Source organism: Pseudomonas sp. GW822-FHT04C11, from assembly GCF_058800905.1.
Genome location: NZ_JBXAMS010000007.1, coordinates 67,834 through 81,652, shown reverse-complemented (window position 1 = coordinate 81,652; position 13,819 = coordinate 67,834). Strand labels below are relative to the sequence as shown.

Below are 13,819 nucleotides of genomic sequence, written 5' to 3'. Positions count from 1 at the left end.
TTCAGAAGATCAGGAGTGACCTGTGGATAAGTTTAAAGGCGCCTTGCTGGTAGGCGCTCTGCGTTTGTTTGCCCTGCTCCCGTGGCGGGCGGTGCAAACGGTAGGTGCGGCGATTGGCTGGGTCATGTGGAAAACCCCCAACCGTTCCCGCGACGTGGTGCGCATCAACCTCGCCAAGTGTTTCCCGGACATGGACGCCGCCGAGCGCGAGCGTCTGGTGGGACAGAGCCTGATGGACATCGGCAAATCATTGACCGAAAGCGCCTGCGCCTGGATCTGGCCGGCCCAGCGTTCCATCGATCTGGTGCGTGAAGTCGAAGGCCTCGATGTGCTCAAGGACGCGCTGGCTTCCGGCAAAGGCGTGGTCGGCATCACCAGCCATCTGGGCAATTGGGAGGTGTTGAACCACTTCTATTGCAGCCAGTGCAAACCGATCATTTTCTACCGTCCGCCCAAGCTCAAGGCGGTGGATGAATTGCTGCGCAAGCAACGGGTGCAGTTGGGCAACCGCGTGGCAGCTTCTACCAAGGAAGGCATCCTCAGTGTCATCAAGGAAGTGCGCAAAGGTGGTGCAGTGGGGATTCCGGCTGACCCAGAACCGGCCGAATCCGCCGGGATCTTCGTGCCCTTCTTCGCCACCAAGGCTTTGACCAGTAAGTTCGTGCCGAACATGCTCGCGGGCGGCAAAGCGGTCGGCGTCTTCCTGCACGCCCTGCGCCTGCCGGACGGTTCAGGCTACAAAGTGATCCTGGAAGCCGCGCCCGAGGCTATGTACAGCACCGATACCGAGACGTCCTGCGCAGCCATGAGCCAGATCGTCGAGAAATATGTGCGGGCTTACCCGAGCCAATACATGTGGAGCATGAAGCGCTTCAAGAAACGCCCGCCGGGCGAAGCACGCTGGTATTGATCCAGCTGGCATGATCTGTGGATAACCTTGGGCTGGGGTTATCCACAACCGTTCAATCAAGGGCGCAGAAGATGTCCGAACACCGTAAGTCATTTCGAATCAAGATCCAGCATGAGAGCTTCGGCGAGTGCCTGGGCCAGACTCGCAACCTTTCCGCCAGCGGCGTCTACGTGAAGCATCCGACGCTCGCGGCGTTGGCCAAAGGCGCGGTCGTCTATGGTCAGGTGCAGGGGTTGCCGTGCGGTGCGCCGCGAGTGCGCATGGAAGTGGTGCAGGTCGACGCGGAAGGCATCGGCCTGCGTTACCTTTGAGTTGAGCGTTTTTTGATCAGCTGTCCAACCGGTCAAGCTTCTTCAGAAACACCGTCATTTCCTTTTCTGCCTGCTTGTCGCCATGCTCGCGAGCTACTTCCAGACCCTGCTCCCAGGCCTGACGGGCGGCTGCATGGTTTGCCTGTGCCAAATAAGCCTTGCCCAACAGCTTCCAGGCTGCCGAGTACTTCGGATCGAATGCCACGCAGCGGCTGAAATGCTCGGCGGCCTTGGCATGTTCGCCCAGATCCAGATAACCCTTGCCCAGACCGAAGCGCAGCAGCGAGTTATCCACACCCTTGGCGAGCATTTTTTCCAGCGATTCGATCATCTATGGGCTCCTTGAATGGGTGTCGAATGGCTTTCGTGGCGAAGGAGCTTGCTCCCGCTCGAGCGCGAAGCGGTCGCAACTCAGCTGACTCGATGTGCCTGAAAGAACATAGTTGCAGATTTTGCGACTGCTGCGCAGCCGAGCGGGAGCAAGCTCCCTCGCCACAATTGCGCACAGATCAGAAAAAGCTCAACCCCACGTGGAACAACTTCTCCACATCGCGAATATGCTTTTTATCCACAAGGAACAGAATCACATGGTCGCCGGCTTCGATCACGGTGTCGTCGTGGGCGATCAACACTTCTTCATCGCGAATGATTGCACCAATAGTAGTCCCCGGCGGCAGGACGATGTTTTCGATGGCCTTGCCGATCACCTTGCTCGACTTCGCGTCACCATGGGCAATCGCCTCGATGGCTTCTGCCGCACCGCGACGCAGCGAGTGCACGCTGACGATATCGCCCCGGCGCACGTGGGCCAGCAAAGTACCGATAGTCGCCAGTTGCGGGCTGATGGCGATATCGATATCACCGCCCTGGATCAGGTCGACATAGGCCGGGTTATTGATGATGGTCATCACCTTCTTCGCGCCCAGGCGTTTGGCCAACAGCGACGACATGATGTTGGCTTCGTCGTCGTTGGTCAGCGCCAGGAACAGATCGGCGTCGGCGATATTCTCTTCCAGCAGTAGATCGCGGTCCGAGGCGCTGCCCTGCAACACCACGGTGCTGTCGAGGGTATCCGAGAGGTAGCGGCAGCGCGCCGGGTTCATCTCGATGATCTTCACCTGATAGCGGCTTTCAATCGCCTCGGCCAGCCGCTCGCCGATCTGCCCGCCACCGGCGATGACGATGCGTTTGTAGCTCTCGTCGAGCCGGCGCATTTCGCTCATCACGGCGCGAATGTTCGCTTTGGCCGCGATAAAAAACACTTCGTCGTCGGCTTCGATCACCGTATCGCCTTGCGGCAGGATCGGTCGATCACGACGGAAAATCGCTGCCACGCGGGTATCGACGTTCGGCATGTGTTCGCGCAACTGGCGCAGTTGCTGCCCCACCAACGGTCCACCGTAGTAGGCCTTGACCGCCACCAGTTGGGCCTTGCCCTCGGCAAAATCTATCACCTGCAATGCACCGGGGTGCTCGATCAGGCGCTTGATGTAATGGGTCACTACTTGTTCGGGGCTGATCAGCACGTCGACCGGGATCGCGTCGTTGTCGAACAGGCCGGCGCGGGTCAGGTACGCGGCTTCGCGCACCCGGGCGATCTTGGTCGGCGTATGGAACAGGGTGTGCGCGACCTGGCAGGCGACCATGTTGGTCTCGTCGCTGTTGGTCACCGCCACCAGCATGTCGGCGTCGTCGGCACCGGCCTGGCGCAGCACCGTTGGGAACGAGCCGCGACCTTGCACAGTGCGGATGTCGAGGCGGTCACCGAGGTCTCGCAGGCGTTCGCCGTCGGTATCGACCACGGTGATGTCATTCGCTTCGCTGGCCAAGTGTTCAGCCAGCGTACCGCCGACCTGCCCGGCGCCGAGGATGATGATCTTCATCCGGTCACTCCCTTGAAATCCGCTTAACCGCGCGCGGCGGCAATCTTGATCAGCTTGGCGTAGTAGAACCCGTCGTGACCGCCCTCTTGTGCCAGCAACTGGCGGCCATGCGGTTGCTTGATACCGGCCTGGCTGGCGATATCCAGCTCGCGAGCACCCGGAGTTCGGGCGAGGAAGGCTTCGATGACTTCGGTGTTTTCGGTCGGCAAGGTCGAGCAGGTGGCGTAGAGCAGGATGCCGCCGACGTCGAGGGTCGGCCACATCGCGTCGAGCAGTTCACCCTGAAGCACCGCGAGCGCAGCGATGTCATCCGGTTGGCGGGTCAGTTTGATGTCCGGGTGGCGGCGAATCACGCCGGTCGCCGAGCAGGGCGCGTCGAGCAGGATGCGCTGGAACGGCTTGCCGTCCCACCACGCTTGAGTGTCGCGGCCGTCGGCGGCGATCAATTCGGCGCTGAGGCCCAGCCGTTCAAGGTTTTCCCGCACACGCACCAGACGCTTGGCTTCCAGGTCCACGGCCACTACGCCGGCCAGTTTTGGCTCGACTTCGAGGATGTGGCAGGTCTTGCCGCCCGGTGCGCAGCAGGCGTCGAGCACCCGTTGGCCCGGCGCCAGGTCCAGCAGATCCGCCGCCAGTTGCGCGGCTTCGTCTTGCACGCTGATCCAGCCTTCGGCGAAACCCGGCAGTTGGCGCACATCGCCTGGCGTGTCGAGCACGATGCCGTCCCGACTGAACACGCACGGCTTGGCCGCGACACCGGCATCACTCAGCAAGGCGAGGTAGGCATCGCGAGTGTGATGACGACGGTTGACCCGCAAAATCATGGGTGGATGCGCGTTGTTCGCGGCGCAAATGGCTTCCCACTGTTCTGGCCAGAACGCCTTGAGGGATTTTTGCAGCCAGCGCGGGTGGGCGGTGCGCACCACCGGATCGTGCTCAAGCTCGGCCAGCAGTGCTTCGCTTTCACGTTGGGCGCGGCGCAGCACGGCGTTGAGCAAGGCTTTGGCCCAAGGCTTTTTCAGCTTGTCGGCGCAGCCCACGGTTTCACCGATGGCGGCGTGGGCCGGGACACGGGTGTACAGCAACTGGTAAAGGCCGACCAGCAACAGCGCTTCGACGTCAGCGTCGGCAGCTTTGAAAGGTTTTTGCAGCAGCTTGGCCGCCAGCGCCGACAAGCGCGGCTGCCAGCGTGCGGTGCCGAAGGCCAGGTCCTGGGTGAAGCCGCGATCGCGGTCTTCGACCTTGTCCAGTTGCGTCGGCAACGAACTGTTCAGCGAAGCCTTGCCGTTAAGGACGGCGGCCAGGGCCTTGGCGGCGGCCAGACGCGGGTTCATTGGGCGTCCACCGCAAGGCCTAAGACGGTGCCCACGGCAAATTTCTCACGACGGCTGTTGAACAAGTCGCTGAAGTTCAGCGCCTTGCCGCCAGGCAATTGCAGGCGCGTCAGGCACAGCGCCTGTTCACCGCAGGCGACGATCAAGCCGTCTTTGCTGGCGCCGAGGATCTCGCCCGGTGCGCCCTTGCCTTCGGCGAGGCTGGCAGCGAGTACTTTCAAGGCTTCGCCATTGAGCGTGCTGTGGCAGATCGGCCACGGATTGAACGCGCGAACCAGACGCTCCAGCTCAACCGCTGGGCGGTTCCAGTCGATGCGCGCTTCGTCTTTGTTCAGTTTGTGCGCATAAGTAGCCAGGCTGTCGTCCTGGATTTCGCCTTCCAGCGTACCGGCGGCCAGCCCGGCAATTGCCTGAACCACGGCTGGCGGGCCCATTTCGGCGAGACGGTCATGCAGGCTGCCACCGGTGTCATCAGCACTGATCGGCGTGGTGACCTTGAGCAGCATCGGCCCGGTGTCGAGGCCAGCTTCCATGCGCATCACGGTCACGCCGCTTTCAGCGTCGCCCGCTTCGACGGCGCGCTGGATCGGCGCCGCACCGCGCCAGCGTGGCAGCAACGAGGCGTGGCTGTTGATGCAACCCAGACGCGGAATATCCAGCACCACTTGCGGCAGGATCAGGCCGTAGGCAACGACGACCATCAGGTCCGGCTTGAGTGCGGCCAGTTCGGCCTGGGCCTCGGCGTTGCGCAGGGTTGGTGGCTGCAGCACCTGGATGTTGTGCTCCAGAGCCAACTGCTTGACCGGGCTCGGCATCAGCTTTTGCCCACGACCCGCCGGGCGATCCGGTTGGGTGTAGACCGCAACGATCTCATAAGGGCTGTCGAGCAGGGCCTTGAGGTGTTCGGCGGCAAATTCGGGGGTGCCGGCAAAGACGATGCGCAGTGGCTCAGTCATGGGAATTCTCGGTTGGAAACACGCGGAAAAGAAAAAGGCTTGCCGCAGCAAGCCTTTGGAAGGGCATCAAGCGTTCTGGCGATGGAGCTTTTCCAGCTTCTTCTTGATCCGGTCGCGTTTGAGCGTGGACAGGTAATCGACGAACAATTTGCCGTTGAGGTGGTCGCATTCGTGCTGAATGCACACCGCCAGCAGTTCTTCGGCGATCAGTTCAAAAGGCTGGCCGTCACGGTCCAGGGCGTTGATCTTCACGCGTTGCGGACGGTCGACGTTTTCGTAGAAGCCCGGTACCGAAAGGCAGCCTTCCTGGTACTGACCCATTTCGTCGGTCAGGACTTCGAACTCGGGGTTGATGAACACCCGAGGTTCGCTGCGGTCTTCGGAAAGGTCCATGACCACGATGCGTTTGTGCACGTTGACCTGGGTCGCCGCGAGGCCGATGCCGGGTGCTTCATACATTGTTTCAAACATGTCATCGACCAACTGCCGCACTTCGTCGTCCACTACGGCCACCGGTTTGGCGATAGTACGCAGGCGCGGGTCGGGAAATTCGAGGATGTTCAAAATAGCCATAAGCGTAATTGCTGCACGTGTGAAGTAAAGTCTGGGCCGATGGCCTGGCGGGTCCGAAGATGCAGGCTACCGTTGTAAAACGTAGCTCCCTTCTTTTCATTAGAAAGGGGGAGCGGGCCACGAGGGCTCTGGCGTTCTACTCGAATGCACATAATAAAGGGATTCACCGCATGAGGAAATCACTACTCGCCTTGCTGCTTCTGGCCTCGGCCGGTTTCGCACACGGACAAGTGCAACTCAAGGAAGGTTTTCCACAGCATTACACCGTGGTGGCGGGCGACACACTTTGGGACATCTCCGGGAAATACCTCCGCGAACCCTGGAAATGGCCCGAACTCTGGCAGGCCAACCCGCAAATCGAAAACCCCAACCTGATCTATCCCGGTGACTCGCTGTCACTGGTCTATATCAACGGGCAACCGCGCCTGACCCTCAATCGCGGGGCTTCACGCGGCACTATCAAGCTTTCGCCACAAGTGCGCAGCACGCCGATGGCCGACGCCATTCCGAGTATTCCGCTGCGCTCGATCAACAGTTTCCTGTTGAGCAACCGCATCATCGACAACGTCGAAGACTTCAACAAGGCACCGTACATCGTTGCCGGCGACGCCGAACGGGTACTCAGCGGTATGGGCGATCGCATCTACGCACGCGGCAAGTTCGACCCGGAGCATTCGGTGTACGGCATTTTCCGTCAGGGCAAGGTCTACAGCGACCCGCAAAGCAAAGAGTTTCTGGGGATCAACGCCGACGATATCGGCGGCGGCGAGATCATCGCCACTGAAGGCGATGTCGCCACTCTCGCCTTGCAACGCACCACTCAAGAGGTTCGACTCGGCGACCGCTTGTTCAGCGGCGAAGAACGGGCGATCAACTCAACCTTCATGCCCAGCGCACCGAAAACCGATATTCACGGCTTGATCATCGACGTGCCACGTGGTGTTACGCAGATCGGTGCGCTCGATGTGGTCACTTTGAACAAGGGCCAGCGCGACGGCTTGGCCGAAGGCAACGTGCTGGTGGTGATGAAAACCGGTGAAACCGTACGTGACCGGGTCACCGGCGAACAGGTGAAAATACCGGATGAACGCGCCGGTTTGCTGATGATCTTCCGCACCTACGAAAAGCTCAGCTATGGCTTGGTGCTCAACGCTTCGCGCTCCCTCGCGGTGATGGACAAGGTGCGTAATCCGTAAAAGACTCAACAAGTTACCAACAGACTTATCCACAGCTTGTTGCTGATTCAACACGACCAATAACGATCAAGGATGATCTTATGCCGCTGTTCGCACCTACGCAGGTTTCACCGGCGGAACTGGAAGCGCGTTTGCGTTTGCATCGTCTTCCGGAGCTCGGCCCTCGACGTTTTCAAAAGCTGCTCGAAGCTTTTGGCTCGGCCTCAAAAGCCATCAGCGCACCAGCCTCTGCCTGGCGTGCGTTGGGGTTGCCAGCGGCGTGCGCCGACGCTCGGCGTAGCCCGCTTATTCGTGATGGCGCCTACCACGCATTAGCCTGGCTAGAGCGTGAAGGCCAGTATTTACTGATGGTTGACCAGCCGGGCTACCCGGCTCTGTTGGCAGAAATCAGTGACCCGCCACCGCTGTTATTTGTCGCGGGCGATCCGGGCATTCTGGAAAAACCGCAGCTGGCGATGGTCGGCAGCCGACGCGCATCAAGGCCGGGGATGGACACCGCCACGGCGTTTTCCCGCAGCCTGGCAGGCGCCGGTTTTGTCATCACCAGCGGCTTGGCATTGGGAATCGATGCGGCAGCGCATCAAGCCGCGCTGGACGTCGGAGGGCAGACCGTTGGAGTGCTCGGCACCGGCCTGGAAAATTTTTATCCACAGCGCAATCGGCGGATCGCCGACGCGATGATTGCGCAAGGCAGTGCGGTGGTTTCCGAGTTCCCGCTGGACGCCGGACCACAGGCCAGCAACTTCCCGCGGCGCAATCGGATCATCAGCGGTTTATCCCTCGGCGTGCTGGTGGTCGAGGCCAGTGTCGCCAGCGGTTCGCTGATTACCGCACGGTTGGCAGCGGAACAGGGTCGTGAGGTGTATGCCATTCCAGGATCGATCCATCACCCCGGGGCTCGTGGTTGCCACCAGTTGATACGTGACGGCGCGGTGTTGGTGGAGACTATCGAACATATCCTCGAAGGCCTGCGCGGTTGGCAGAATCTGCCGTTATCCACAGACACTGCGGCGCCCGTCGATCATCCGTTGCTGTGCCTGCTATTCGCCGCCCCGCATACCAGCGAGGCCCTGGCCGACGCGGCGGGATGGGCGTTGCCGAAGGTATTGGCGGCGCTGACGGAGCTTGAAATGGAGGGACGGGCGGTGAGCGAAGGCGGACGCTGGTTTGCGCGCGTAAGCTAGGTTCATGAAAGATCGGTAAACTGCGCACAGCCTTATTTTGGAGAGTCGGTAATGGTCAACAGTTGGCGTGTGCAACAAGCCGCACAAGCGATTCGCGCAGGGGCGGTGATTGCCTATCCAACCGAAGCGGTCTGGGGCCTGGGTTGCGACCCGTGGGATGAAGAGGCGGTGTATCGCTTGCTGGCGATCAAGGGCCGTTCGGTGGAAAAGGGCCTGATCCTGGTTGCCGACAACATTCGCCAGTTCGACTTCCTGTTCGAAGATTTCCCGGAACTGTGGATGGATCGCATGGCCAGCACCTGGCCGGGGCCGAACACCTGGCTGGTGCCCCATCAAAACATGCTGCCGCAATGGATCACCGGAGTGCATGAGACCGTGGCGTTGCGGGTTAGCGATCACCCGCAGGTGCGGGATTTGTGTGCGTTGGTCGGACCACTGGTGTCGACTTCTGCCAACCCGCAAGGCCGGCCGGCAGCGCGTTCGCGAATTCGCGTCGAGCAGTATTTCCGCGGGCAAATCGATCTGGTGCTGGGCGGGAATCTGGGCGGACGGAAAAACCCGAGCCTGATTCGCGATCTGGCGACCGGCAATGTGGTGCGCCCGGCCTGAGACCTTGTGGCGAGGGCGCTTGCCCCCGTTCGGGCGCGTAGCGCCGGTAAATCAGGCGTGGGTCATATGCCTGATTTACTGCATTGGCAGATTTTGGGACAGCTGCGCAGTCCAACGGGGGCAAGTCCCCTCACCACAATTCAGATTTAAGGCAACAACACCGTCGACCCGGTAGTACGCCGCGCCGACAGCTCAATCTGCGCCTTAGCCGCGTCAGCCAGTGGATAACGCTGGTTGATGTCCACTTTCAACTGGCCGCTGATGATCATCCCGAACAGCTCATCGGCCATGGTTTGCAGGTTTTCAGCGTTGTTGGCGTAAGTCCCCAGGGTTGGCCGGGTCACGTACAGCGAGCCTTTTGCCGCGAGAATCCCCAGGTTCACCCCGTCCACCGCACCTGATGCATTGCCGAAACTCACCACCAGCCCGCGTGGCGCTACACAGTCGAGCGAAGTCAGCCAGGTGTCCTTGCCAACGCCGTCGTAGACCACCGGCACCTTTTTGCCGTCAGTCAGTTCCAGCACGCGTTGTACGACGTTTTCCTTGCTGTAGTCGATGGTTGCCCAGGCGCCGAGGGATTTTGCCAGTGCGGCTTTTTCCGGCGAACTGACGGTACCGATCAACTTCACGCCCAAGGCCTTGGCCCATTGGCAGGCCAGCGAACCGACACCGCCGGCAGCGGCGTGGAACAGGATGGTCTCGCCACCCTTGAGTTCGTAGGTCTGACGCAACAGGTACTGCACGGTCAGGCCCTTGAGCATGACGCCCGCGGCCTGTTCGAAACTGATGGCATCCGGCAGATGCACCAGATTGTCTTGCGGCAATACATGCATCTCGCTGTAAGCACCCAGTGGGCCACTGCCGTAGGCCACGCGGTCACCGACCTTGAAACGCGTGACGTCGCTGCCCACTGCGTCGACCACGCCCGCGCCTTCCGCGCCAAGGCCCGATGGCAGGGCGGGCGGCGCGTAGAGGCCGCTGCGGTAATAGGTGTCGATGAAATTCAGACCGATAGCCTTGTTGCTGACGCGCACTTGCTGCGGGCCCGGCTCGGCAGGCTGATAATCCACATACTCAAGCACTTCGGGGCCACCATGGGCTCGGAACTGGATACGTTTGGCCATCTGCACTCTCCTTGGTGTGTTTGCCGTCGGTCTTTCGGCGAAGGACCCTATCGGACTCCTAAGCTTGATCTTCGTCAACTGCGACGGTCACGAGTGCAGTGTTATGCTACGCGCCCATTTGCGCCGGCCGCCGTTCTGATCGAGCGCCGCGTAGCTTTGCCCGATTCAAGGTGATGCCATGACTACCCGCACCGAGGCCGTAAAAGCCTACCTGCTCGACCTGCAAGACCGCATTTGTGCTGCGCTGGAAGCCGAAGATGGTGGCACTCGTTTCGTCGAAGACGCCTGGACCCGGCCAGCCGGTGGTGGCGGTCGCACGCGGGTGATCGAAAACGGCGCGGTCATCGAGAAGGGCGGCGTCAACTTTTCCCACGTCTTTGGCAGCGGTCTTCCGCCGTCCGCCAGCGCCCATCGGCCGGAACTGGCCGGGCGCGGCTTCGAAGCCCTTGGTGTGTCGCTGGTGATTCACCCGCACAACCCGCATGTGCCGACGTCCCACGCCAACGTGCGCTTTTTCATCGCCGAGAAAGAAGGTGAAGAAGCGGTCTGGTGGTTCGGCGGCGGCTTCGACCTGACCCCTTACTACGGCAACGAAGAAGACTGCGTGCATTGGCACCGTGTAGCCGCGAAGGCCTGCGAGCCCTTTGGGCCGGACGTCTACAGCTGTTACAAGGCGTGGTGCGACAGCTACTTCCAGATCAAGCATCGCAACGAACCCCGAGGTATCGGCGGTCTGTTCTTCGATGACCTGAACGAGTGGGACTTCGACACCTGTTTCGCCTTCATGCGCGCTATCGGCGATGCTTACATCGATGCGTACTTGCCGATCGTCCAGCGTCGCAAGGCACAAGCCTTCTCCGAAAAACAGCGCGAGTTTCAGGAATTCCGCCGTGGGCGCTACGTCGAGTTCAACCTGGTGTACGACCGCGGCACGCTGTTCGGCCTGCAATCGGGCGGTCGTACCGAGTCGATTCTCATGTCGCTGCCGCCGCAAGTGCGCTGGAGTTACGACTGGAAGGCCGAGCCTGGCAGTGAAGAAGCGCGCCTGACCGAGTATTTCCTGCAAGATCGCGATTGGTTGGCAAACGTCTGAACGAGGAATCCTGATGGACCGTTACGTCGTATTCGGTAACCCGATTGGCCACAGTAAATCGCCGTTGATCCATCGCCTGTTTGCCGAGCAGACCGCCCAAAAATTGGACTACAGCACCTTGCTGGCGCCGCTGGATGACTTTTCCGGTTGTGCCACGGAGTTTTTCCGCGAAGGTCGTGGAGCCAACGTCACGGTGCCGTTCAAGGAAGAGGCCTATCGTCTGGCCAACAGCCTGACGGAACGGGCTCAGCGAGCGGGGGCGGTCAACACCTTGAGCAAACTGGCGGATGGCAGCCTGTTGGGCGACAACACCGATGGTGCCGGGCTGGTGCGGGATTTGACGGTCAACGCCGGATTCAGCCTGCGCGGTAAACGCATTCTGCTGCTGGGTGCAGGCGGTGCAGTGCGTGGCGCGCTGGAGCCGTTGCTGGCCGAGCAGCCGGCGTCGGTGATCATCGCCAATCGAACACTGGAAAAAGCCGAGTTGCTGGCTGAACTGTTCGCGGATCTTGGCCCGGTATCCGCCAGTGGTTTCGACTGGTTGCGTGAGCCCGTGGACCTGATTATCAACGCGACGTCGGCCAGCCTGTCAGGCGATGTGCCGCCGATTGCCAGCAGCCTGATCGAACCGGGCAAGACCGTTTGCTACGACATGATGTACGGCAAGGAACCGACTTCGTTCTGCCGCTGGGCCAGCGAACACGGCGCCGCGGTGTCGATGGATGGCTTGGGGATGCTCGCCGAACAGGCCGCCGAAGCGTTCTTCCTGTGGCGCGGCGTACGCCCGGACACCGCCCCTGTGCTGGTTGAACTCCGCCGCCAGTTGGCGCTGTAACTGGCGATGCTGGCCTTTGTGGTGAGGGGGCTTGCCCCCGTTGGGCTGCGCAGCGGCCCTGAAATTTGCTAACGCGATGCATCAGTAAGAGCGCGGGCGCTTCGCACCCGAACGGGGGCAAGCCCCCTCGCCACAGGGGGTGGGGTCGACGTGGTATTTGCGTGTTTCAATCCTCAAACCGGATCGGGCATTTCTCCGGTCCTTCCAGTCTCAACAACTCTTCGACCACATGCCCGCGCGCCCGGCGCAGGATCAGGCTGCGGCCTTGTCTGAGCAGTCTTCGCGCTTCCTGGTGCAGCATCTCTACGCCGGAATAGTCGATGAAATTGATGTACTGCCCTTCGATTACCACCTTCAAGCCTTGAGTACGTTGCAGACGGACTTGCAGGTAGTGGCTGGCGCCGAAGAAGATCGAGCCACCGACCCGCAGAATCTCTTCATCGCCTTCGCTCCATTGCTGCACGCGGGGTTGCGAGGTGCGTTTGAGGTAGAAAAACAGCGAGACCAACACCCCAGCGTAGATCGCCGTTTGTAGCTCCAGCAGCAAGGTGGCGACGCACGTCAGCGCCATCACCGCGAATTCGGCATGGCTGACCCGGAACAACGCGCGAATGCCGCGATGGTCCACCAATCCCCAGCAAATCAGCAGAATGCTCCCGGCCATCGCTGGAATCGGGATATGCGCTATCAGCGTCGCCCCGGTCAGTGCAAACAACGCCACCCACAGCGCCGAGAACACCCCGGCCAGTGGCGAGCAGGCACCCGCCTCATAACTCAATCCCGAACGGGTAAAGGAGCCGGCCGACAGCGAGCCTGCGAAAAAGCTGCCGACGATGTTCGAAAGCCCCTGCGCGCGGACCTCCTGATTCGCATCGAGTAACTGCTGCGAGCGTTGCGACAAGGAGCGGGCAATCGACAGGCTGGTCACCAGCCCGAGCATGCCGACTGCCACCGCACTGGGCAGCAGGCGCAACACCAGGTCCAGATCCAGCGGCAACGGGCTGAATGGCGGTAACCGGCCGACGAACGAGCTGACCAACTTCACATGGCCAAACATCGACGGCCACAGCCACACCAACAGGCCGCTGAAAATCAGGCTGATCAACAGGCTCGGCCAGCGTGGCAGCAGCAGTTTCAGCACAATGCCCACTGCCAGAGTGCCAAGACCCAGCACCAGCGATGGTTTATCCAGCGCGCCAATATCGCCGATCAGTGACACCAGGCTGTTCAGCGCCGTGGCCTGATTCGGCAGGTCCAGCCCCAACAGGTTCGGCAACTGCCCAAGGGCGATCACCACCGCCGCACCGAGGGTGAAACCCAGCACCACCGAGTGCGAAACGAAGTTCACCAGCGCGCCAAAGCGCAACATGCCCAGCAGCCACTGGAAAATACCGGCGAGGAAGGTCAGCAGCAGGATCAGCGTGATGTAGTCCTGGGAGCCGGGCATGGCCAAGGGACTGACGCTGGCGTAAAGAACGATAGAGATCGCTGCTGTCGGGCCGCAGATCAAATGCCAGGACGACCCCCAGAGGCAGGCAATCAATACCGGGATGATGGCAGCGTACAAGCCGTATTCGGCGGGTAACCCGGCGATCAGGGCGTAGGCAATGGATTGTGGTAACGCAAGAATCGCCCCGCTGAGGCCTACGACAAGGTCGCGGCCAACGCTGGCGCGGGTTTGCCGGGGCAGCCAACTGAGAAAGGGGAAGAGCTTATGGCGTCTGGAGATTGCCATGGGGCCTCTCGGTCGGAATCATTCAAAGGCGTCAGGATAAAGCATTGTGGCGAGGGAGCTTGCTCCCGCTGGGCTG

General features: G+C 61.0%; 14 protein-coding genes. 7 read left to right on the top strand and 7 right to left on the bottom strand.

The window, feature by feature from the left end; genetic code table 11:
* The first annotated feature begins 22 nt into the window (after window positions 1-22).
* Window positions 23-910, top strand: coding sequence for a lysophospholipid acyltransferase (locus tag AC1RJ3_RS13575; RefSeq protein ID WP_054594887.1), 888 nt, complete (start codon window positions 23-25; stop codon window positions 908-910).
* 71 nt (window positions 911-981) lie between these two features.
* Window positions 982-1,221, top strand: a complete 240-nt coding sequence (locus AC1RJ3_RS13570; RefSeq protein WP_054594888.1) for a PilZ domain-containing protein — start codon at window positions 982-984, stop codon at window positions 1,219-1,221.
* 16 nt (window positions 1,222-1,237) lie between these two features.
* On the opposite strand, the gene AC1RJ3_RS13565 is transcribed toward AC1RJ3_RS13570, so the two are convergent.
* The 5 genes from AC1RJ3_RS13565 to def form a co-directional block, all read right to left on the bottom strand.
* Window positions 1,238-1,552, bottom strand: a complete 315-nt coding sequence (locus tag AC1RJ3_RS13565; RefSeq protein WP_493079263.1) for a tetratricopeptide repeat protein — start codon at window positions 1,550-1,552, stop codon at window positions 1,238-1,240.
* Between the two features lie 178 nt (window positions 1,553-1,730).
* Window positions 1,731-3,104 (bottom strand): Trk system potassium transporter TrkA, encoded by a 1,374-nt coding sequence (trkA, locus tag AC1RJ3_RS13560; protein ID WP_054594890.1) that lies wholly within the window; start codon window positions 3,102-3,104, stop codon window positions 1,731-1,733.
* 23 nt (window positions 3,105-3,127) lie between these two features.
* Window positions 3,128-4,438 (bottom strand): 16S rRNA (cytosine(967)-C(5))-methyltransferase RsmB, encoded by a 1,311-nt coding sequence (rsmB, locus tag AC1RJ3_RS13555; protein ID WP_103314872.1) that lies wholly within the window; start codon window positions 4,436-4,438, stop codon window positions 3,128-3,130.
* Window positions 4,435-5,394, bottom strand: a complete 960-nt coding sequence (gene fmt / locus AC1RJ3_RS13550) for a methionyl-tRNA formyltransferase (RefSeq protein WP_054594892.1) — start codon at window positions 5,392-5,394, stop codon at window positions 4,435-4,437. Before fmt ends, rsmB begins: the two co-directional genes overlap by 4 nt.
* Window positions 5,395-5,460: 66 nt before the next feature.
* Window positions 5,461-5,967: a peptide deformylase gene (gene def / locus AC1RJ3_RS13545; RefSeq protein WP_054594893.1), complete on the bottom strand. Its 507-nt coding sequence runs from the start codon at window positions 5,965-5,967 to the stop codon at window positions 5,461-5,463.
* A gap of 170 nt (window positions 5,968-6,137) precedes the next feature.
* Here def and AC1RJ3_RS13540 point away from each other — a divergent pair, with 170 nt between their 5' ends.
* The 3 genes from AC1RJ3_RS13540 to tsaC all read left to right on the top strand — a co-directional run bounded on the left by AC1RJ3_RS13540 (window position 6,138) and on the right by tsaC (window position 8,956).
* Complete coding sequence (locus AC1RJ3_RS13540) at window positions 6,138-7,163, top strand: LysM peptidoglycan-binding domain-containing protein (RefSeq protein WP_054594894.1); 1,026 nt, start codon at window positions 6,138-6,140, stop codon at window positions 7,161-7,163.
* Window positions 7,164-7,243: 80 nt separating this feature from the next.
* Window positions 7,244-8,347 carry a DNA-processing protein DprA gene (gene dprA / locus AC1RJ3_RS13535; RefSeq protein ID WP_103314874.1) on the top strand — a complete coding sequence of 368 codons (1,104 nt, stop codon included), beginning with the start codon at window positions 7,244-7,246 and terminating at the stop codon, window positions 8,345-8,347.
* A 51-nt stretch (window positions 8,348-8,398) separates the two neighbouring features.
* Window positions 8,399-8,956 (top strand): L-threonylcarbamoyladenylate synthase type 1 TsaC, encoded by a 558-nt coding sequence (gene tsaC, locus AC1RJ3_RS13530; protein ID WP_054594896.1) that lies wholly within the window; start codon window positions 8,399-8,401, stop codon window positions 8,954-8,956.
* 146 nt (window positions 8,957-9,102) lie between these two features.
* Here tsaC and AC1RJ3_RS13525 read toward each other — a convergent pair whose 3' ends face one another.
* Window positions 9,103-10,080 carry an NADPH:quinone reductase gene (locus AC1RJ3_RS13525; protein WP_054594897.1) on the bottom strand — a complete coding sequence of 326 codons (978 nt, stop codon included), beginning with the start codon at window positions 10,078-10,080 and terminating at the stop codon, window positions 9,103-9,105.
* A 178-nt stretch (window positions 10,081-10,258) separates the two neighbouring features.
* Between AC1RJ3_RS13525 and hemF the strand changes: the two genes are divergently transcribed.
* Both hemF and aroE read left to right on the top strand, forming a co-directional pair.
* Window positions 10,259-11,173, top strand: a complete 915-nt coding sequence (gene hemF, locus AC1RJ3_RS13520; protein ID WP_493079262.1) for an oxygen-dependent coproporphyrinogen oxidase — start codon at window positions 10,259-10,261, stop codon at window positions 11,171-11,173.
* Between the two features lie 13 nt (window positions 11,174-11,186).
* A complete protein-coding gene (aroE, locus tag AC1RJ3_RS13515; RefSeq protein ID WP_493079261.1) occupies window positions 11,187-12,008 on the top strand; it encodes a shikimate dehydrogenase in 822 nt (273 codons plus the stop codon).
* A gap of 166 nt (window positions 12,009-12,174) precedes the next feature.
* Here aroE and AC1RJ3_RS13510 read toward each other — a convergent pair whose 3' ends face one another.
* Window positions 12,175-13,743, bottom strand: coding sequence for a SulP family inorganic anion transporter (locus AC1RJ3_RS13510; protein WP_347928507.1), 1,569 nt, complete (start codon window positions 13,741-13,743; stop codon window positions 12,175-12,177).
* Window positions 13,744-13,819 lie beyond the last annotated feature (76 nt).